The following is a 21,301-nucleotide window of genomic DNA, read 5'->3' as shown; positions in this document are numbered from 1 at the left end:
TGGTCAGTATCGATTACTTATCGGCCATCACCAGTGAAGGATAGTCAATGTAACCTGCTTCACCGGGCGTGTAAAACGTATTGTAATCCGGTGCATTCAATGCGGCACCGGTTTCGATACGGGTTACCAGGTCCGGGTTAGCCAGGAACGGCTGGCCGAATGCGATGAGATCGGCAATTCCTTCGCCCAGCGCGGTTTCGGCGGTATCGGGCGTGAAGCCGTTACACAGGATAATGGTACCCGAAAACTGCCGGCGGATAATCTGCAACGTCCCGGCATCGAGGTCCGGCGTGAGGGAAATGTGGATGTAGGCAATGCCCAGCGAGTTAAGCCGGGTGGCCAGGTATTCGTACGTCCTGCGCACTTCGGCAGCGTCGTAAGGCTGCAAATCATTGTAGGTGCCAAAAGGCGAAAAACGAATGCCGACCTTCTCTTTGCCAATGGCCGCGGAGGTCTTTTCAACAATTTCCAGCACAGCCCGTGAGCGGTTTTCAACGGAACCGCCATACTCATCCGTCCGGTTATTCACATTTGGGTTCAAAAACTGTTCAAGCAGGTAGCCGTTGGCATTATGCAGCTCAATGCCATCAAAACCAGCCTTAACAGCATTTTCTGCCGCTTTTACGAATTCATCGATGACCGTTTTCACACCTTGGGTCGTGAGAGCTTCCGGCGCGGAATGGTCCAGCATGCCTTCCTGGTCCGTCCACATTTGCCCCGCGGCCGTCATATCCGACACGCCGATCACGCGGGTATCCGCAGGCAGGTTATGTACGTGCGCGATGCGCCCTGTGTGCATGAGCTGCATGAAAATGCGGCTTCCCTGCGCATGAACCACCTCTGCGATCTGCCGCCAGGCTTCCGTTTGGGCATCGCTGAAAATGCCGGGGATTCGCGCGTAACCCAGTCCTTCCGGCGCTGGGGCAGTCCCCTCGGTGACGATCAGCCCGGCACCGGCGCGCTGTGCGTAATATTGCACCATCAGCTCATTGGGAAGGTTGCCGATGGCCCTCGAACGCGTCATAGGCGCCATCACGAGATGGTTCTTTAATTTGAAAGTATCTTTCTGATATTCAGACAGTAATTTGCTCATTTTATTTTTCAGATTATATGGATAGAGCAAAGCTACTTTCCTGACCAGGAATAAAATATTCGAAAATGGCAAATTATTAGTCCTATCCGACAGACTGGTATCTTTTCGGGGCTTTACCGTGATGTTTGGCGAACAAGCGGCTGAAATGGCTGAGATTCGAGAAGCCCAGCTGATAACCCACCTGCGATACCGAAACGCCCGGGTGCCGCAGCATCGTCGCGGCTTCCTCCATGCGTACCGTTTGATAATAGTTATAAATGCTGTCGCCGAAGATCTGGCGGAAAAGCTGCTTCAATTTAGTTTCGCTCATATTGGCAAGTTTGGCGAGGTCGCGCAGCTGCGGCGGCTCCGAAAGATCGGCCAACAGGGCATCCCGAACGGTCATGAGCATACCCACATCCTGGTTGTTGAGGCCGCATTGCTTCTTGTTTTCGCGTTTGGCAAGGCTGGAAAAAACGTGGTAGAGCAGCTCCTGGGTCTTCACTTTGTAGAAAAACCGATTTAACGGATCGTTTTCGTGGGTTTCAGCGAGGTTTTTAAGCGTCTTTTCAAATTCGGGGATCATCAGCAAATGGTACAAAAAAGTGCTGCTCCCGTTGGTAACCCGGTCGATGAGCTCGTTCGGCTCGGTAGGCCCGAGCAGTTCGGCCAATAACGCGGCCTTGATGCCCACCACCGTAAAATAAATCTCCCGGCCACCTGGAAAATGGATCTCGGAATTGAGATCATTCGACGAAACTTCCACCGAAGCGGTATTCACCTTGGTACAAGTAAAGCTCCGCTCGCGGTTCGAAAGCTGGTTATTCGGCAATGAAGAATTGTAAAAAATGATCGTGATCAAATCGCTCACCGTCTCCGGTGCCTTCCGCCGCAGCACAAAGTCGTCACGCAAAGTATATTGATGGATGAGCAGTTTAAAACTATCGCTGAAATCGATCCGCCTGATACTCCCCTGCCCCATATGCCCGGGTATCTGCAACTGATTCCCGATCACGGGCGCGCCGAACTGTTGGGAGAAACCCGTCAAAAAATCAAAGCCGGCACCGGCGGTAAATTCGAATGTCATGGCGATTGCAGGTAGTGTGCCGGATCCGGCTTTTTTATGCCTAAATAAACAAAAACTATCCGAATCCGTTCAATTAACCTACCATTTCCCGTTATGCAACAAGGAGTTAAAACAAAAACGCCTTGACAGCGCGGCTATCAAGGCGTAATGCATTTGGGGGTGGTGATGGACGGAATCGAACCTTTGATTTCTACTTTCATGATCTTTTCGTTAAAATATTCTGATTATGAGCTGTTAATGGCAAATATATAAAATTGAACCAAGTAACATGCAACCTTAAAAAGTAATTTTGTTGTAAACCATTTTGTAAACCAATTCAGTTAAGATAGATTTGTGTAAATCAAGTCGTCGGCTGCATGGCTACTACAAAATACTATCTCAAAAAGCCAAAACCAAATGGCAATTGCCTGATCTCCTTGTACTTCCGCTATGGAACCGAGCAGGTTGTTGTTTCTACAAATCAGTTTATCAAGCCCAAATCCTGGGACGCTAAAAATCAGAAGGCAAAAGCCAGCCATGAGGCCTATTTGGAGCTCAACGCCAACCTGGATCGATGGCGAAATGAAGTGCAGAAGATATATCAGCAGCGACTTTACCAGAAGCTGTCAATTACTCCCGCCGATCTGAAACCGCTATTTGAGCGCGAGATAAGGACTGATAAATATGAAGCAGCTCCGGAGAAAGGTAAGCCTGGCCTGATCGAGTTCGTCACTAAATACATCAAGTCCGTCGAGGGATTCAAGAATGCCAACACGATTAAGACTTACCGCTCCCATTTGAAGATGTTGACAGCGTATCAGACCGATACGAAGAAGAAGACTATTGCCTTCAACGACATCACGTTGGATTTCTACCATGATTTCAAGCGGTTTATGGTCGAAGTCAAGAAATACAACGAGAACACCCAGAATAAGCACACCGGCCTCTTAAAATTCTTCCTGAACGAGGCGACTGAGCGGAAGGAGAATGACAACATTGAGTTCAAGAGTCGGCGGTTTTCGACACCTCGGAAGGAAGTAGATTCGATTTATCTGAATGAAGATGAAATTAAGCTCCTGCTGAAACTTGACCTTTCAGCCGAGCCCAGGCTGGAAAAGGTACGGGATCTCTTTATCGTCGGCTGCTTCACCGGTCTACGCTTTTCTGACCTTACAGCCATACAAGCCGAAAACATATCGCCCGACTTCAAATATTTGAAGACCAAGACGATAAAGACAGACGAATACCTGGAAATCCCGATTCACCCAATCGTCAGGAAGGTGATGGAGAAGTATAAGGGCAAGACTCCGAATCACTTACCGCCGGTCATTTCCAACCAGAAGATGAATGAGTACCTTAAGGAAATCGGCGAAAAAGCTAATCTGAGCGATGACGTGGCTTTATTCGAGAAGAAAGGAAAAGTCCGGACGCAGAAAAAGGTAAGTAAGTTTTCGTTAATTACTTCTCACACCGCCAGGCGATCATTTGCAACCAATGAGTATCTTGCCGGCACCCCCTCCTACGCCATCATGGCAATCACCGGCCACCGGACCGAAAAAGCATTTTTGACATACATCAAGGTTACTAAAAAACAGTACGCGCGGCAGCTTTCAGAGATCTGGAAGGAGCGTTTTAAAGATGAGTGATTATGGAGGAAAGTAAGAAACCAGTCGGGAGATATTCGACAGCAAAGAGACTAGGAGAAACGTTTCTAGGAATCAAAGGAGACGACATACCCCTTGTTCCATATTTTAAGTACGATGTAATTGACCAGCTTAATGAATTTCATCTGGTCTTTCCCTCGGAACCAAGTACAACCCTATATGAGAACACCATCTTCTCGAAACTAGTAAGACTAGCTACTTTCAGTCAATCTCTCCGATGCTTCCGGTATCATTATGAAGCCTACCCGGACAAGGTCGAGTTTCTGGATTTCTTCGTAAATGAAATTCCCATTCGCCTGACACAGCCTTATTCTGCACAAGAAAAAACCATACTTGAAGGCCTGCTTGTCGAAGTCAAGCGACAGCTGGAGGAAAGCACAGTCACTGCGAAGTGCGAAGAAGAAGTTGATATTTACACCTACTTACCTCCAGGAAAGGTTATCGCGCTATTCAAGACGATCTTCTATAGCACGAATGCTGACAAACCTTTCGAAGCGACACAAGATGATGTTGTTGCACTTCTAAAAAACTTTACGCCCTTCAAAAAAATGAAACGTAGTTACATTGCGAGGAAGGTAACAGAGAGTGTGCCGGAGGATTACTTTCCTGATTCACTTATCGTTGAGCTAAGAAAATTTCTGTCAAGTAAACTTTAGGTAAGCGAGACATCGTCAGTGAGATTACGCACCCGAGGAAATTATTTGATGGAGAGGAAGCTGAGTTGTAGTTGTCATAGACCAGAGACAACTATGGAACATATCGGAATACAAATCTGCTTAAAAATTTGAGTATGTTGAAAACGCGCCTTAGTCAAAAAGCAGCTAAAAAGTCTGACAGATTATAAAGACTCGCTAAAAAATTCTCAAATAACTACGAAAATGCTGAATAACAACCACTTGTACTTAAACAAATGTATTGAGCTGCGCAATTGATGCGTATATGCTGTCTCTACCTGGTTGAAGGAGGCATGCAAGTATTGGCTCACAAACTGTCAAGGATTGCTTGACAGTTCAGGCACTATGAACTATGGTGTAAGGAGCGTTACATACCTCGAGAAACATCGCAACCGTAGATGAGAACTTTGCAATTTTGTTATCAAGCTGTCGAAAAGATGACCGCTAAAATAAACGTCAAAGTTGAAAATATCGAGACCTAAATTCCTTATTCAACACAAACAAACATCGAGTATAAGTTCCCAATTATCTTCTTTCTCCCAATAATCTGTTTGAAAAATAATCATTCGCGTTCCCTCATCTAAACTTACGAGCAATACATGTCCATCATCGCCCTCACAACAAAAGCAGAGAAAAAAGCAGAATATGCCGAAAATCTAGGAGCATTCCGAGGCATAAAACTGCTGCATATAAAAGATCAAATCGCCTCGATACTTAGCCACATAGGTCGGGATGGCATATTCGACGAATATACCAAACATGACATAAGTCATATAGATCATATGCTCAATTCCCTGGAATGGATTATTCCAGAAGAGACACAAGATTCCATGACCTCGGCGGATTGGCTGATCATAGTATTAGCTATATATTTTCATGACCTTGGCATGCTCGTTACCAGAGATGAATTTGAAAAACGGGATAAATCTGCATTTCCTAATTTTAAAAAGGATATTCTTGAAGGACACCTTGGAGTAAACTTCAAGGATAAGATTACAAATATTAAAGATTCTCAAAAGCAGGACAGATTTGTTTATCAAGAATTTGTACGAAAAACGCATGCAGAAAGAATCAAGTACTGGATACTGGACGAGTCAAATCCCAATTTCGAGACAGCGGATCAAGTTGCCGAAGAGATAAAGCGGCTAATCGGCTCACTCAGCTATATGTTTCGCAGGGACCTCGCCTTCGTCTGCGAAAGTCACCACCTCTCAGATTTAGATAATTTCGAGAAATACAAATTAAATCAGCCGTATGGTTCTTTGCCCGATGAGGAAGCGAATTTACACTATGCCGCTCTGATTCTCAGAACCGCCGACCTGCTACACATTACATCTGATCGAACTCCTTCGATAGAATATCGCCTAATTAACCCCGTGGATCCAATAAGCCAGGACGAGTGGGCAAAACAAAAGGCAGTAACAAAGGTAAGGCCACAGATTAAAAAAAACAAAGAGGGCAAAACAGATCCTACAATCGAAAAAGACACCCTTGAAGTCATTGCCTTATTCGAGAAAGAAAATGGCTTTTTCGGCTTAATTGCATATTTGAACTATGCCGATTCGGAATTAAAACTAAATTATAAATATCACGAACAAGCCTGCGAACTACTCCCATCGAACTATAAATACCCGTGGAGAAAAATAGACGACTCAAACATAGAAACAAAGGATTTCGAAAAAAAGCAATTTGAGTTTACGCTAGATCAAACAAAAATCCTTGATCTTCTGGTTGGACATACTCTATACAATAATCAGTCTGTAGTATTGCGAGAGCTAATTCAAAATTCAATAGATGCTTGCCGACTAGAAGAAATTAATAAAAAATCTTCAACTATTTTCTACGAACCCTTAATCCAAGTCAATTGGAACTCAACGGATCGGCAACTATCCTTTGTTGATAATGGCACAGGGATGGACATTCAAATCATTCAAAACCACTTACTCAAAGTTGGTTCCTCTCGTTATCAAGATGAAAACTTCAAAAAGGAATTCCCAAAATTCTCGCCAATTAGTCGATTTGGAATAGGCCTACTAACATGCTTTCTTATCGCCGACGACATTGACATCGTAACTCGAACTCAGAAGGCAGAGAAAGCAATATTGCTGAAAATTCGAAAGGTTCATGGAAAATATCTACTAAAATATCTAGATGTAGCAACTTCGAAAGTTGAAATTCCCAGTCATGGAACAAAAATAAATTTGCATGTCAGGCCAGATGTAGATCTTACAAACATCGAATCAGAAATTCGAAAATGGATTATTATCCCATCATGTAATTTAATCCTTAACAATGATGGAGAAACTACTTCAATAGGATACAAGACACCTGAGGACGTTTTGAGAAATTTCCTATTAAGTAATGATTACCAATTAGATGAAAAAAAAATCAAGATTGTTCAAAAAGAGCGAAATGGCCTCCAGCTAGCTTACGCGCTTCGGTACATAGAACACTTTAAAGAGTGGACATTCTTTGATTTCCGTGAGAGATACACTGAGGCTTTTGTCCCGACTGGCATCTGTGTTGAAGGGATTCGAATCGACTTCAATACGCCCGGCTTCAATGGGCGAAACTTTCTCGCTATTGCTAATAGTTGTGGCGCAAATGCACCAAAGACCAATGTAGCGAGGTCTAACATTGAAACAACAACTGAAAGTGACTTAATGCTGAAAGCCATCTATGAAATCTATCTCGATCATATACAAGAAGAATTATCTAATCTCAGGAAGCTAGGCTTTTCGATTTCATGGGCAGCGAAGGAAGCAAACTATTTACTAAATAGTTTCGTGCAGGGATATCGCTACTCAAACAATCGAGAAGCAAAGCTACAAAATCAGCAATCATTCGAAACTGCCTTATCACTGACCAATCTCATTTTAACAGAAAGAGAAAAAATTCGTGATATTGTTAATTTAAATCAACTCAAGGAGCAAGGTAGTTTCTGGACAATTGATTGCGCGTCATATACTTCGGCCGACAATCTCGTGAAAGAGGTCAAGGGATCAAACACTTCTGCACTTTCGCTCATGAAGACTTTGTTTGGCGACGGCGACGCAAAAATTGATCACATTGACAATTTACTCTGCGGAATTGATGATGGAAATGTATTAGACGAAATAATATTAGATCAATTTCAAGTTGATACCATTATGATTATTCCTGAACAAAGACGCCTTGATCTTCGTTGGTCGTCTAGTAGTGATAAAATATGGGAAAAGGTTCGAATTGAAAGCGATAGATCTGGAGCAATTTGTTTCATACAGTTACTCGATATTAATCTACCAAATAATATCGACCAAATAGCTATAAATTCTAGTAGTTCATTTTTTATACTTAAAAATTCAGAATTAAATACATATCTTGTTAATTTGATTGAAAAATTAAGCCCACTAACTGGTTTAAACAAGTCTATCTTCTCTAGAATTTGTGGATTAGTGAACAATTTTTTCAATCATCAAGACCTTGACAAATCAAAAGTTGAAGAAATTATCGCCTACCGATTCGAGCGAAATGAAAACAGAGGACTTGATAGACTTATTTGGGACCAAGTAGATAAGCGCGAATTGATAAACGTTATTCTAAAAACCAACTTCGTAAAATACGATACGACCATCTGGTCACGAAGAGTCTCATTAAATCCCCCTTTTTAACTAACGTCTAAAATAAGAATTACCTATAGATATCACAATTCCCGCAGGTACTACGAAATTGTTACTGTTAGAAGCAATTTACAATATTGATCGAACAAAATCATATTATGCAGACCTTGATTGCAAGATCAAACTTTGAAAAGTTTCCACGGTTGACTTGTGGCTAAAAATACTCCTGAGAATTTCGATTAACTGATCGGAGTTCTCAGCAGTATATTTTGAATCAATCAAGGGGGCATAGATGGTCGCCGGATAAGGAAGAAAACTCTCTTGAACTACCCTGACAAGATCGAAATCGTAATTCCCAAAAGCCGGAACAGCTACTTTCAGTGTGTTTAATATCCCAGGTTGAACATCGTCACCTTGATGTGTAGCGCCGATAGCAATTTTTTGTGTTGAAACATCACCCAGTAACACATTTCTTGTCATTTGACCAAGCTGCCTAGCCTGCTCATTTAGGATTGTTACCGGAAGCAAAACATGAGTAGCATCCAAAATATCATTTGGCCACAAACTAGGAATATCCTCCATAATTAAATTCGTTTTAATGTACAAGAAATAGGTAAATGATCAGAAATAGCGTCGTCGATTGTTTCATTAGGCTTTAATAATTTTTTCGCAACACCAAATTCAGTTATAATTTTAACGCCATCATCTTCCAAGTATGGTATTAAGTCAGGACGAATCAAAACTTGGTCAAAAATACTCCAAAAATAGTTGATTGGCTGCGATCTAGAGCTGTAGAAAGTCCCGTTGACATCTCCCTTTCCTTCGTCACCAAAAAAACTCCACATTGGATTATAAAAAAATGGGTATTCATGTCCATCTACAATCCGACTTTTCCTTTGAGCAATAGATTTTGACATTGTTGAATGAAATCCAGTCGTCTGAATCATGCCCGGTTCAAAAGGGTTCATATTGAAATCTCCAATGATAATAGAATTCGAAGATTTTGTTTTACCTTCAAATTCCTTAATTACAGTACTCATTGTGGCGGAATGAGCGGCTTGGCTCGGTGCATCCCAATTCTGCTTAGACTGAAAATGAAGACACATTAGATTAAAACTTGGGTACAACGGAATTTTAACATTTCTAACCGTATATCGAAGACTACCTGTGATGGGTTTTACAAACTTATCGCGGAATTTAGAGAACATGTGAATCTTCAGACAAATCGGATCATAATTAAAAAAGTAGCTCGTTCTTAATCGATTTAATGAGTTCAGGACATCTGCAACATTCATTGTACATTCTGCTAAAAATAGGATATCAGGATCTATCTCCTGGGCTAATATTGCAAGCTCGTTTGTCAAATCCTTTTTATAAACGTTCCAAAATACTATTTTCATGATTTGTAGTATCGAATGTGAGTTCATCCCGTAGCCATTACTCCATTGAAAGTGTCACTCGGAATGAACTCGTTCGACGAACCTATGAATATGGTTTGTAAGATACCTTGTTCCGTGCTATACCGTTATCTTCTGTTCATAAAATTTCACTTTTTTTTGATTGTTAGACAACAATATTTCAAGATTCTTCGCTGTAAATCCCACATCCTGCCCCTTAACATGCACTCCCTTATAGTGGTAGCTTGAATACTTTAGCCTTGCCGCATCAAATGTGAATTTACATTCGATACCGCTCTCTCTTAACCGACGTCTTAAATCCTCGAGAGTCCTACATTTCTGCTTTAACGTCTCTCTGATCGCTAAATTAACAATCTTCTGAGCTTCTTTCCGATCTTCCGCTACATGTCGCAACCTTCCTTTCTGCAGATTCTCCACCCGATCAAAACCCAGCTCCTGAGAAATCTCTTTACAAACTCGGACATTCCGCGCATAATTATGTGACGTCGCGAGAGCGTTGCCTCCTCCTATAGGCAAGCGATTCATATAGACATGAATGTGCTTATGCGGCCGATCATGATGCTGAAATATCACTATCTGATGATTCTCCGGACTTGCCCCCATCTTCTCACAATACCGATTAGCCGCCTCAATCATCTGCTCCTTACTCGGCTCCTCCCCCGGCTTCCAACTAAGCGAAGTATGCCACACCGGCTTCTTGCACCGGCTGAACTCCGCCTCCCGCTGCATTTCAAGTGCCATCCCCTTCGGATCATCTGAAACCAAGTTATGAGTCAAAAGCAGCTCCGACTTCCCTTCTATCTCTTTCCCACTTAGGCGTAAACCAGCCCCATAGCAAATCGCGCCCAGGAAGTTCGCGCCTATTTTTGTTTTCGCTATCATTTCACCAGGATCCGTTTAAGCTGCTCCAAAACTTCCATGATCGGCTTATGATAGAAGAAGCCGTTGTTGGCCTTTGCGGCCAGCTGGTTCAGGTTTCTGCCGATACCCACTAAGTTCCGTTTCTCGTCTTTGTCGAACCTGGCTTCGACGGGATGGCCAATGCCCAGCCTCCGTAAATATTCGGACACAGAATACCCCGCAAGCATTGCTTTCGATTTGATTGTCGCATACTGCTGCTGCGTAACGCGCAGCGGAATTGTCCGGTCTTTATTAACCTTTTTGCGTTGACGCGGCCGATCAGCCGCATTCTCGAAATGCTCTTTCATAGTTGTCGATAAGTTGATGGATTTTGGGGTTCGGGGTGACACCCCGACAAGACAAGGGAGGGACGACCGGTGTGTTTGTAACTGCAATTCGGAGCGAAGCGCAGAAATTGTAGTTACAAACACATGGCTTGCTTAATGAAAGCCAGTTGATAAGTTAGAACCCGGCCGAACACGGTCGAACTTGGTCGAAAGAAGTCGAAACCTGATAGTTAATCATTGATTGTCAACATCTAACGGAACTAGGACTACATTTTGTTTTTTGATATATTGGTACTCCTCACCAATCTTCATTGAAGAGATATTCGACGCTGGACGAAGTACTAGGTAAGTGGTATTTTTCTCCTCGTGGAGTGCTCCATTACGGATCAGCTGACGGAAGTGCTCGAAGTTAGGATAACTGTCTTCGAATCTGGCTATCTCCTGATACTTGTTCCCCTGGTTCACGAAATAGGCGATCAATAACACTCCCACCAAAGTGACCAATGACGGAGGTAAAAGCCGAGACATGCCATACCAAAATGCTTGTCGGTCATTTTTAAAATGCACCTGATTGATTTGCCCTTTGATCAACTGGGCTGCTTTTCCAATTTCGCTGTTTGACTGAGCAACGTTCTTGCCAAAGTCATGGAAGTGCTCGTGCAGCTCGGTCAGCATTACCGCCGTCCACTCGTCCATTTCAAAGCCGTACTTGGCCTGATATGCGCCCCTCATCCTTGTGATTGCGTCTTTACTGATTGTTGAGTTCATCTTTGAAATGGTCGTTAAGTTCTTTCTTCAATCTCAGCTTTGCACCGGTTTGATACTCGCCAATGCTGTAACCTTTCCTTATGCCGTCGAGTATATGGCTGCCCAAATTTGAACCGGGATCAAAATCGGCGAACTTCCGGAATCGTAACCCCAGGGCTTTGCAATTCCTTTCCAGCTCTTCGCCGAGCTGAGCAAAATTGTTGAACGTGGTAATGCTCTGCCAGACGGTCACTTCAAACTCATTCTGCAACGCCATGAGAAGCTTATGCAAATAATCGACGCTCGATTTATACATTCCGCCACCGCCAATAACGATGTGAAAGTTGGCTTCACAGCCCAATTCGTCGACGAAATCCTTAAATGGGATATCCCGTTCAATCAATGCGGGAAGCTGCTCTGATTCCGGTGCGCCGAGATCAAAATAGATACGGTCAAAAGGCGCCTCGGCGAGACTTTCGAGATACGATATAAGACTATCCCTTACCAGCACTTGTTTCTCATTGAGAAGCGAAACCGCCTCCGTCCGCAAATCGCCCAAAAATTTGAGCTGGCGGGTCGAGGTACCGGTTGAGCTGTCAAGATCAACAAATAGCGACTTTTCAAAATTTTGCTCTGCGATCGCGAGCAGATATGTTAGCAGGCTTTTACCCACTCCTCCCTTCGCTTGAAGGATAAAATTTAATTGTTTCATCTTTTTGTGAATTTTGATTTAATACCTTCCATTGCCACACTTATTTCGTCCACGTCCGTCCAATCAACTTCGTCGAGATCAGGTCGGATGGTTTTGACCTCCTTCCTTATGATTAGCGAATTCGAGTTATTCCGAGGGGGTATTTCTGCAATCAGCTTAGGCCTCTCGATCTCGGCCTGTCTTTTACCAAAATAATGGCGACAGTATTTGATATCGGCAGCATTGACGATCCCTCGCTTTCCCAATTCCTGATTGATCATTTCGACTACCGCATCGATCGAGATATCAAGTTTTATTTTGTCCATGAAAAGGGCGAAGAGCATTTTCCGGCGCTTTCGGTCCTTCCTCGCGTACAAGCGCAACAGCAAGTCTTTGGTCATTGAGGTGTTGGTTTTGAGTGAGAAAATCATTCAAGTCCTTGCAGCCATCATACATGACTGCCATGTCGATCACATTTGGGTAATTGTGCTTCATACAAGCCGCTGTTTCGAATCCGGCTTTATCATTATCGAGAAACAGGTACTTCGGACCAGGTGCTGCAAGAAATTCGTGGGCTCGCTTTAACTGTGAAGTGGAATTCAGGATCAGGAAATTTGCATCGGATATTTGGAACACGGGGAGCATCCAATACGAGAGAAAATCCATAAACCCTTCGAAAACGAATAGCTTATTGCCGGAGTTATCGATGTAGGAAACATCCTTCGGAGCAATGCATGATTTGAAATTCACGCTCCGCATTTCGATGCCTCCGGCCCTATTCCTGAAACCGATAGCGTTGTACTGGCGACCCATGTGCTTATAGCTGACCTGAAAGCAATACCTTCTTGCGACTTCCCCTGATATACCTCGACTTCTTAGATACCGCTGCAGGTAATCGCTTTCGAGCATACCTTCGGACATTATACGCAGCCCGGAGCTCACATCATGCCGCAACCTCATTTCTGTTTTTTGCGGGTGAAAAGAAGAAAGACCGTCGGTGATCAGCCTCATGACCTCCCTCACATCCGAATTTTGGAACAACCGGCAAGCCAGGTCGATCAGGTTGCCTCCCACACCAAGTGCGTGATCATACCAGAAATTTTTGCGACTATCAACTTTGAATGACGCCCGGCCCTCAGGCTCTCGTATCATGCTGATATACCAATAGTTATCACCTTTTACAGACGTTGGCCGGAAGCCATGCCGAGCCAAGAAGGCCACGATTTCATACGATTGATTGATCTGTTTTGCATTCATAGCTTTTCTTTTTTCACCCGCCGTTGTTCCGTTCCGTTCCATTTTCCACGCGTTCCACTTGTTCCATTTTGCCTAAAAAAATGACTATCTAATTGATTATTAGCACGTTCCATTTTTAGTCGAATTTTTGAGCGAAAAAAGTGGAACAAATGGAATTTTGGAACTTTCGGAACAATTGGAACGGAATAGAACGAGTGGAACAAATGGAACAAGATGGAATACCCGACGCCAAATGGAATTAGTGGAACGGATGGAACGAAACGGAACTTTGGAACAAATGGAATTTTTGGAACAAGTGGAACGAGATGGAACGTCCCAGACCAAAATGGAACCAGCGGAACGGATGGAACGAAATGGAATTTGGAACAAATGGAACTTCTGGAACAAATGGAACATGGCCAGACTAGCCAAGTTTAATGCCAGATGTTGCCATTTTCTTCGAGCATTTTTCTCGCAATCCCCTCTCAAAAATTAGGAGGGGTTGTGAGAAAAATGTGGGCCCATTCGAGCTCATTACTCGTTTAGCCAGCGATGAATAGTGCCTTTGCCCCTATTCAAAATCTTCGCGATCTGTTCAATAGTCTTTCCCTGATCACGAAGCTCGCGTGCTAAATCCTTCTGCTCCTCCTTGACAGGCATCACTTCGGCACCAATGTGCTGCGCTTCGTCGATGTTGTCCTGGACAAATTCAAACCATAGCGAATCCGGATTCAGGCGGATGAGCTTGGCACCGTCGGTCTCTTCGCAATGCCTTGATTTGGAGCGTTTGAAAATCCGATACTGAATGTCCTGCTTGCTCTTCCGGAGAAACATGTCGCTATCCGTCAAATCAGATTTCACGCCGGAGCCGCTTTGAAGGTCACTATCGGTCAGCAGATTCCGGGTATGCTTCCTCGTATGGTCGGTAATGATGATCGTAGTATCGAGCAAATCGCGAAGCGTCAGGATCAGGTGCATGGCCTTCGCGACTTCCTTACCATTGTTCGTATCAGAATTCAAGAAGGCAACTCTGAAATTGTCTAAGACGATCAAGACAGGCTTGTGCGTCTTCGACATTTCAATGATAGCCTGCGCTTCCTCATCCAGACCCTTCTTGGTAGTGTAGACATAGCTATGGTACTCCGAAAATTTGATCTCCTGAGGTGGCGCGTCAAACAGCTTCGCCAGCCGTCGACTAATCGTATCCTCGCTAAGTTCGCAATTGATGAACAAAGTGTTCCCATGGTACTCGATAGGCTCATTCCAAATCGACGGCCATTCCGCAGAAATGGCAATACAGGCTTGAAGGCCTAAAAGCGTTTTCCCGGTCCCACGCTCTGCCGCGAATATCACCGCAGAGTTTTCCAGCACATAATTTCCAAGTAAACGCCTGAGCGGAGCCAGCGTTCTCCCTTTGACCGCGAGATTTTCCATCTTGTTTAGTGAAGATTTGTGTAAAATCTTTCCTTCCGAATGGTTGGAGAAACCATTCAGGGCAGTTAAATTTGTCATACTTAGATTTTTAAGATTTTTGCAGGGGGTAATGCGGACGAGGCATTATCCCTTTTTCTTTGTTTTCTGATTTGAGTACATGTAATCCAGCACCTCGGACTTGATGAAGTAAATTCTCCGATGTAGCCTCCGATAGGGCAAGCCCGATCTTTGCCATTGGTGCAGCGTGACCAACGAAACGTTCAGCTCACGCGCCATTTCAGCTCGCGAGAGCAGCGGCTCTTCCTTCGAGCCTTTCAGACCCTGATTCGGGCTGAACGCATTTCTAAACTCCTCTTGAATCACCTCTCGGGTGAAGCTCTTGAACTCGTCGAATTCGATTAAAACCAGTTTTGACATGACACGTTTGTTTTCGGTTGATGTTGGTCAAAGGTTGGGGGAAGGCGGGCGAAAAATCAAGTATGAAAAAGTATGAACTTTGCTTCAACTGGTATTAAATGCATCCAGAAGCCGTTTAGGCGCATTTTGCCTTACCTCGCGATAAAGTAGCGAAAGTGAAAATTCCGGCTCGGAATTATGGGAAGCATAAAATGATTGGGCTGTTTTCGGGATTAATGCTGGTCGCGAAGTAGAAATTTCGTTGCCAGGTCGAGCGGCAAATGAAGATTTTTTGCCAGCAAGATTGAAGAGATTATCCGCCTTAGATGGGCGATTTCGGCGCAACTGTAAACCAGAATGTAAACCAAACAAAAAACCGCTCGATAATTCAAAGATTATCAAGCGGTTAGCTTTGCATTCTGTGGTGATGGACGGAATCGAACCGCCGACACATAGATTTTCAGTCTATTGCTCTACCGACTGAGCTACATCACCGTTTCAGTTGGTACCTTTTGGGACTGCAAAAATAGATGTCTGCTTTGGGTTTACAAATATTTTAGTCAAATATTTCTGAAATAGTTTTTCTATAAGTCGTATTTGCCTCATTATCTTTTACTTAATTTTTCCATTTATTAATTTATATCCAATCCATTTGCGCCGGAATACATTTTTATCCTACTTTGTTAGTATGCAAGCATACTAAACTCAACCCGCTCCGCTATGTCCATCATACAGCAAATCCTCTTTATAGCCGCACTCGGAGTGGTAGCCTGGCTGATGTACCGGCGTATCGGCATCATTGGGAAGACGATACGGCTTGGCAAAGAGGAAATCCGCACCGACCAGCCCGCAAAACGGCTTTCGATCATGATGCGGGTCGCGTTCGGGCAGAAGAAGATGTTCGACCGGCCGCTGATCGGCATATTGCATTTCGCCGTGTATGCCGGGTTTATATTAATCAATATTGAAATACTGGAAATCATACTCGACGGCATGCTGGGTACGCACCGGCTTTTTGTTGCGCCGCTGGGGAGTTTCTATCGTTTCCTGATCGGCTTTTTCGAACTGCTGGCATTGGGAGTGCTTATCGCCTGTTCCATTTTCCTGATCCGGCGGAGCGTTTTGAAAGTCGAGCGGTTCCAGCCGGTGCGCCACCGTGAAATGAACGGATGGCCGCAGCTGGATGGCAAGCTGATCCTCGTTTTTGAAATCGTACTCATGATCGCGATCCTTTGCATGAATGCGGCAGACAGTGCTTTGCAGGATCTCGGCAGTGCGCATTACCCTGCTACCGGCGATTTGCTCGTAAGCCAATGGCTAAAACCAATTTTCACAGGATGGAGCGAAAGTACATTGATCGTCTTCGAGCGGCTGGCCTGGTGGGCACATATTCTGGGGATTTTCGCATTTGCTATTTACCTCACCTATTCGAAGCATCTGCACATTGCTTTGGCATTTCCGAATACCTATTTCTCCCGCCTCGAACCAAAGGGCGAAATGAAAAATATGCCCGAGATCACGCAGGAGGTTAAAATTATGCTGGGACTGGAAACGCAAGCCGGCGATACCGCCGTTCCCGAACGTTTTGGGGCAAAAGATGTGGCCGATTTGAGCTGGAAAAACCTGATGGATGCCTATTCCTGCACCGAATGCGGGCGCTGTACAGCTGCTTGTCCGGCAAACATTACCGGCAAGAAATTGTCGCCGCGCAAGATCATGATGGACACGCGCGACCGCCTTGAAGATATGGGACGGAATATGCTGGCGAATAAAGGTGAATTTGTACCCGATAACAAATCCCTGCTGGGCGATTACATACTGGAAGAAGAAATCCTCGCGTGCACCACATGCAATGCGTGCGTGCAGGAATGCCCCGTGCTGATCAACCCGCTGGATATCATCCTGCAACTGCGCCGCCACAAAGTTATGGACGAGGCGCACGCGCCAGGCTCCTGGAATATGATGTTCCAGAACCTGGATACCAACCAGGCGCCGTGGAAGTTTTCTGCCAGCGACCGATTCAATTGGGCAGCGGCACTGGCAGATAGCGGCACGCAGGAAAATCAAACTGAATCATAAGTAGCAGAAATATGGCTGAATTCGCATACCAGGTGCCGACAATGGCCGACATGGCGGCGCGCGGCGAAACGCCCGAAGTGCTGTTCTGGGTGGGCTGTGCCGGCTCGTTCGACGACCGCTACAAGAAGGTAACGGTCGCATTTGTGAAGATCCTCAATGCTGCCGGGGTGAAATTCGCCGTGCTGGGCACGGAGGAAAGCTGCACGGGCGACCCGGCGCGGCGCGCGGGCAACGAATTTACTTTCCAGATGCTGGCCATGTCCAATATCCAGGTGCTGGACATGTACCATGTGAAGAAGATCGTGACAGCGTGCCCGCATTGTTTTAACACATTAAAAAACGAATATCCTGCATTAGGCGGCAATTACGAGGTTTTACACCATTCGGAATACCTGCAACAGCTCATCGATACAGGCCGTGTGCGCTTGCAGGGCGGTGAAGTTTTTAAGGGAAAAAAAATCACTTTCCACGACTCCTGCTACCTCGGCCGCGCGAACGACGTGTACGAGGCGCCCCGTCACGTGCTCGAAGCGCTGGACGCCGACCTGGTGGAGATGAAACGCTGCCGTACCAAAGGTCTGTGCTGCGGCGCGGGCGGCGGACAAATGTTCAAAGAGCCTGAGGCTGGCAAAAAGGATATCAACATCGAACGCATCGAGGAAGCATTGCAAACCGGCGCCGATACGATTGCCGTGGCTTGCCCATTTTGTATGGTAATGATGACCGACGGCGTCAAGAATAAAGAAAAAGAGCAGTCTGTAAAGGTTTACGACCTTGCCGAGCTGATCGCGCAGGCGAAAGGTTTGTAACCACACGCAGCCCGAACTATGCGGCTAGCATAGTTGTTTTACAGTACCCATATAGTTAACCGTTTGACCGGCATTTAACCCTTTTTAACCATGTACATCCCTTTTAGTGATATCGATTTTCAGGCCAGGGTCTGGGTTTATCAGGCCAACCGCGAGCTGACGCCCGAAGAAACGGGCATTATCACCGAAACGCTGAAAGCTTCGCTCGACACCTGGGAGGCACACGGAAAACCGCTTACCGCCTCCGGAAAAGTATTTGAACACCGCTTTGTCGTCATCGCCGTCGATGAGCGCGACGAGTTGCCGAGCGGCTGCTCCATCGACAAGTCGGTGCATTGGTTGCAGGAAATCGGGCAGCGCATGAATGTCGATTTCTTCGACCGCTCGCTCGCGTATTTCGACGAGCGCAATCACGTGCAGACTATTCCTGTACCGAAAATCAAACAGGCAGTAATCGAGGAAACGATCCTTCCGACGACCACGATTTTCGATAACCAGGTGAGTACAAAGGCTCAATGGATGAACCGCTGGAAAATTCCTGCGTCCAATTCGTGGCTGAACCGTTATTTTAGCGAACAAACCAGCTTATAAAAGCGGCAAAAAGGTAGTTTTGCATTTCAACATATCAGAGTCCTTCATGAAGTTCATCCGGCTGGCCGTCGTTGTATTTTTTGTGTGCCTTTTATCGGGTTGTGATAAAAATGTCGTCTATAAAGCGCACGAGGACATTGATGACGGGCTCTGGTATATCAAAAACAAACCTTCGTTTAAGGTTGAGATCACGGACACGGCGCAGGCCTATAACCTGTATTATGTGCTGCGCAATGCCTTGCAGTACCCCTATTACAATCTTTACATTACCCGCCATTTCGCCGGGCCGGACGGAAAAGTGATTTCCAATACGCTGGAAGAGGTCTTTATTTCCAATGAAGTTACCGGCAAGCCGTATGGTCACGGCCTGGGCGATTTGTTCGACCACAAAATTCCTTTCCTGAAAAATTACCATTTTCCACGCTCAGGCACTTACACATTCACCATTTCGCAGTCCATGCGCCAAAACCCGCTGCCATTCATCATCAGCGTCGGGGTAAGCGTGGAGAAAGTGGCCGTGAAAGAATAGCATCGGTTATACGCCTGGTGCAGGCGGCACATCGGGGCGTTTTTTGGGCTTGCGGTAGCGGCGGTAAGGCTTTTTCTGGAAGTCTTTGGTGACCGTTTGCTCGCGTACCATTTCCGCTTTTTCCTCTGCTACTTCGTGCACCGGCTCGCCCAGCAGGAAACCATATGGTTCAAGGCTCGGAATGGCATCAAATAATACCTTCAAAATGGCCGTCACGGGCAATGCGAGGATCAAACCGGAGAGGCCCCACAGCTGACCGCCCAAAAACAACGCGACGATAGCCGCCAGCGGGTTGACGCTCACTTTCGATCCCACAATGTTCGGGGTAATAAAATTTCCTTCCAGGAACTGCACAAAGCTCATTACCCCGATCACACCTACGGCATACCAGGGCGAATCCATCGTGACGATGCTCAGCAACGCCGGCAATACCGAACCGATGAGTATGCCGATATAGGGGATCAATATCAGGAAACCAGCCAGAAACCCGAAGAAAATCGCGTGCGGAATGCCCAGGATCAGCAATCCGATGCTGTTCAGCACACCTACGATGAGGATGACGAGGAACAAGCCGGAGAGGTAGCTCTGGATCACCTCGTAGATTTTTTTCAGCAAAATATTCAAATCCTCATTGGGAACGCTGTGGATGGCTTTATGCACAAACATCCTGAAAAAGTCGCGGTAAAGAAGGAAGAAGAATATGTACAAAGGAATGAGTACAAATGTGGAAATCGCGCCGGTAGTGGTCACCAGTGTGTTCAGCAGAAACGCGCGGCCTTCGCTCAATGCGTTGATCAGGTATTTCTGCGCTTCGCTCACCTGCTGCGTGCGACTGATGTTCAGGTACCGCTCGCCCATTGTAAGTGTCTGATCGAGAATCGCTTCCGCCTTTTCGGTAATGCGCGGTAGCTCTTCCGCGAAGCTGCCTATTTGTACCGAAACGACGTAAACAAGCACCACAATAGCCGTGAACAGCACGAGAATACTCAGCAGAATGGCACCGATCCGCGGCACTTTCCGCAATTCGAGCCAGGCACATACGGGGTGCAGTAAAATGGCCAGCAAAATGGAGAATGCAAGCGGGATTAGCGTTTCACGAAGTGTATAGAGAATGTACACTGTCGCGATCAGCGCTACCAGCGATGCCGCCAGTTTCAGGTACACAGGGGTTTCTCTATCTTTGTTTGGAAGAGGACGCAACGGTAAATTCATGAACAAACTGATATATCTGTGGTTAGCGGTCAAAACGGTGTTCTGTACCTGTCAGCCCGATCACAGAACCAATGATTTTAAGAAAGTTAAACGGCATTACAAAATTAGCAAAATAGGTAAGCTCCCGGCAGTAGCCTCGGAAAGTTCCGGACTGGCGATTGGAAACGAGCCCAGTACATTCTGGACGCATAACGACAGTGGCGGCAAACCGGAACTTTACCTCTTCGACCTGCAAGGACATTTACGCAACACAAAACCCGTTCCCGACGCTAAAAATACCGACTGGGAAGACCTGGCCCAGGACACGACCGGGCACATTTACATCGGCGATTTTGGCAATAATGCTTCCAAACGCAGCATTTTAAGCATTTATAAATTTAATCCCGCCGATAACCGTACCGAACAAATTACATTCCGGTACCAAAATACCGCTCAAACGGCCGATTGCGAGTCCTTTTTTTATCATCGGGGAAGTTTGTATCTTTTTTCGAAAAACCGGGGCAAGGACAAATCGGTGAGGATGTACCGCATTCCGGCAGAAAAAGGGGATTATACCATCTCCGCGTCGGACAGTATCCGCATTAACACCCAGGTAACTTCGGCCGCGGTCAGCCCGGATGGTAAAACTTTCGCCTTGCTGACTTATGGGAAAGTACTGCTCTTCGAAACAAGCGGTGACAATGTCGATTTCAGCAAACCAAAGGGCTGTTTTCGCTTTTCCAGAAAGCAATCCGAGGCCATTGAGTTTTTGAACAATACCGATATGCTGATGACCAATGAGCAGGGAAACATCTATCGAACTACTTTTCGGTGATGTTATGTTTATGTTAACAATAGATTTCCTGATGTAATCTGAACATCACATCTACTAATTTCGAATCGTGTTTTAATAACCAA

21 protein-coding genes and 1 tRNA gene are annotated in these 21,301 nt (G+C 45.4%); 8 read left to right on the top strand and 14 right to left on the bottom strand.

All coding sequences use genetic code 11. The annotated features are described in order from the left end of the window. Positions 1-13 precede the first annotated feature (13 nt). Positions 14-1,093 (bottom strand): alkene reductase, encoded by a 1,080-nt coding sequence (locus tag H144_RS0107390; RefSeq protein WP_033402512.1) that lies wholly within the window; start codon positions 1,091-1,093, stop codon positions 14-16. Positions 1,094-1,175: 82 nt separating this feature from the next. Then, positions 1,176-2,159 carry a helix-turn-helix domain-containing protein gene (locus H144_RS0107385; protein WP_019941412.1) on the bottom strand — a complete coding sequence of 328 codons (984 nt, stop codon included), beginning with the start codon at positions 2,157-2,159 and terminating at the stop codon, positions 1,176-1,178. A 356-nt stretch (positions 2,160-2,515) separates the two neighbouring features. Here H144_RS0107385 and H144_RS31595 point away from each other — a divergent pair, with 356 nt between their 5' ends. From H144_RS31595 to H144_RS0107370, 3 genes are all read left to right on the top strand, one after another. Further along, complete coding sequence (locus H144_RS31595; RefSeq protein ID WP_019941411.1) at positions 2,516-3,784, top strand: site-specific integrase; 1,269 nt, start codon at positions 2,516-2,518, stop codon at positions 3,782-3,784. Positions 3,785-3,786: 2 nt separating this feature from the next. Then, the gene (locus H144_RS0107375) at positions 3,787-4,458 is read left to right on the top strand and encodes a hypothetical protein (RefSeq protein ID WP_019941410.1); all 672 of its coding nucleotides are present in this window, start codon (positions 3,787-3,789) and stop codon (positions 4,456-4,458) included. A 617-nt stretch (positions 4,459-5,075) separates the two neighbouring features. Next, positions 5,076-8,126, top strand: coding sequence for an HD domain-containing protein (locus tag H144_RS0107370; RefSeq protein WP_019941409.1), 3,051 nt, complete (start codon positions 5,076-5,078; stop codon positions 8,124-8,126). 105 nt (positions 8,127-8,231) lie between these two features. Here the strand turns inward: H144_RS0107370 and H144_RS0107365 are convergent, their stop codons facing one another. From H144_RS0107365 to H144_RS0107305, 11 genes are all read right to left on the bottom strand, one after another. Next, positions 8,232-8,657 carry a hypothetical protein gene (locus H144_RS0107365; protein WP_019941408.1) on the bottom strand — a complete coding sequence of 142 codons (426 nt, stop codon included), beginning with the start codon at positions 8,655-8,657 and terminating at the stop codon, positions 8,232-8,234. 2 nt (positions 8,658-8,659) lie between these two features. Further along, positions 8,660-9,475, bottom strand: a complete 816-nt coding sequence (locus H144_RS33805; RefSeq protein WP_157504585.1) for an endonuclease/exonuclease/phosphatase family protein — start codon at positions 9,473-9,475, stop codon at positions 8,660-8,662. A gap of 117 nt (positions 9,476-9,592) precedes the next feature. Next, complete coding sequence (locus H144_RS31580; RefSeq protein ID WP_019941406.1) at positions 9,593-10,375, bottom strand: relaxase/mobilization nuclease domain-containing protein; 783 nt, start codon at positions 10,373-10,375, stop codon at positions 9,593-9,595. Continuing rightward, positions 10,372-10,701: a plasmid mobilization protein gene (locus tag H144_RS0107345; RefSeq protein ID WP_019941405.1), complete on the bottom strand. Its 330-nt coding sequence runs from the start codon at positions 10,699-10,701 to the stop codon at positions 10,372-10,374. The genes H144_RS31580 and H144_RS0107345 overlap by 4 nt, the downstream gene beginning before the upstream one ends. Positions 10,702-10,914: 213 nt before the next feature. Then, complete coding sequence (locus H144_RS0107340; protein WP_019941404.1) at positions 10,915-11,448, bottom strand: hypothetical protein; 534 nt, start codon at positions 11,446-11,448, stop codon at positions 10,915-10,917. Then, positions 11,429-12,139: a P-loop NTPase family protein gene (locus tag H144_RS0107335; RefSeq protein WP_019941403.1), complete on the bottom strand. Its 711-nt coding sequence runs from the start codon at positions 12,137-12,139 to the stop codon at positions 11,429-11,431. The genes H144_RS0107340 and H144_RS0107335 overlap by 20 nt, the downstream gene beginning before the upstream one ends. Continuing rightward, entirely contained in the window at positions 12,136-12,444 is a 309-nt protein-coding gene (locus H144_RS0107330) for a hypothetical protein (RefSeq protein WP_019941402.1), read from the bottom strand. Before H144_RS0107330 ends, H144_RS0107335 begins: the two co-directional genes overlap by 4 nt. Then, positions 12,425-13,417, bottom strand: coding sequence for a DUF8464 domain-containing protein (locus H144_RS0107325; RefSeq protein WP_019941401.1), 993 nt, complete (start codon positions 13,415-13,417; stop codon positions 12,425-12,427). The genes H144_RS0107330 and H144_RS0107325 overlap by 20 nt, the downstream gene beginning before the upstream one ends. A 471-nt stretch (positions 13,418-13,888) precedes the next feature. Next, positions 13,889-14,866 carry an AAA family ATPase gene (locus H144_RS0107315; protein ID WP_084599928.1) on the bottom strand — a complete coding sequence of 326 codons (978 nt, stop codon included), beginning with the start codon at positions 14,864-14,866 and terminating at the stop codon, positions 13,889-13,891. A 45-nt stretch (positions 14,867-14,911) separates the two neighbouring features. Continuing rightward, entirely contained in the window at positions 14,912-15,205 is a 294-nt protein-coding gene (locus tag H144_RS0107310; protein ID WP_019941397.1) for a helix-turn-helix domain-containing protein, read from the bottom strand. Between the two features lie 401 nt (positions 15,206-15,606). Further along, positions 15,607-15,679: transfer RNA gene (locus H144_RS0107305), tRNA-Phe, on the bottom strand. Positions 15,680-15,904: 225 nt separating this feature from the next. On the opposite strand from H144_RS0107305, the gene H144_RS0107300 reads away from it, so the two are divergent. From H144_RS0107300 to H144_RS0107285, 4 genes are all read left to right on the top strand, one after another. Beyond that, complete coding sequence (locus H144_RS0107300) at positions 15,905-17,263, top strand: 4Fe-4S dicluster domain-containing protein (RefSeq protein ID WP_033402479.1); 1,359 nt, start codon at positions 15,905-15,907, stop codon at positions 17,261-17,263. 11 nt (positions 17,264-17,274) lie between these two features. Further along, the gene (locus H144_RS0107295; protein ID WP_019941395.1) at positions 17,275-18,072 is read left to right on the top strand and encodes a (Fe-S)-binding protein; all 798 of its coding nucleotides are present in this window, start codon (positions 17,275-17,277) and stop codon (positions 18,070-18,072) included. 90 nt (positions 18,073-18,162) lie between these two features. Next, positions 18,163-18,663 carry a hypothetical protein gene (locus H144_RS0107290; RefSeq protein WP_019941394.1) on the top strand — a complete coding sequence of 167 codons (501 nt, stop codon included), beginning with the start codon at positions 18,163-18,165 and terminating at the stop codon, positions 18,661-18,663. A gap of 46 nt (positions 18,664-18,709) precedes the next feature. Beyond that, entirely contained in the window at positions 18,710-19,192 is a 483-nt protein-coding gene (locus H144_RS0107285; RefSeq protein ID WP_019941393.1) for a gliding motility lipoprotein GldH, read from the top strand. A gap of 6 nt (positions 19,193-19,198) precedes the next feature. Here the strand turns inward: H144_RS0107285 and H144_RS31575 are convergent, their stop codons facing one another. Further along, entirely contained in the window at positions 19,199-20,404 is a 1,206-nt protein-coding gene (locus H144_RS31575) for an AI-2E family transporter (RefSeq protein ID WP_229207855.1), read from the bottom strand. Here H144_RS31575 and H144_RS0107275 point away from each other — a divergent pair. After that, positions 20,403-21,218, top strand: a complete 816-nt coding sequence (locus H144_RS0107275) for a YjiK family protein (protein ID WP_019941391.1) — start codon at positions 20,403-20,405, stop codon at positions 21,216-21,218. The two genes, H144_RS31575 and H144_RS0107275, sit on opposite strands and share 2 nt — an antisense overlap. Positions 21,219-21,301: the final 83 nt, after the last annotated feature.

Origin of the sequence: Dyadobacter beijingensis DSM 21582 (assembly GCF_000382205.1) — a bacterium.
GTDB classification, from domain to species: domain Bacteria; phylum Bacteroidota; class Bacteroidia; order Cytophagales; family Spirosomataceae; genus Dyadobacter; species Dyadobacter beijingensis.
The sequence above is the reverse complement of the archived record's forward strand: the minus strand, read 5'-3'. Positions and strand labels throughout refer to the sequence as shown.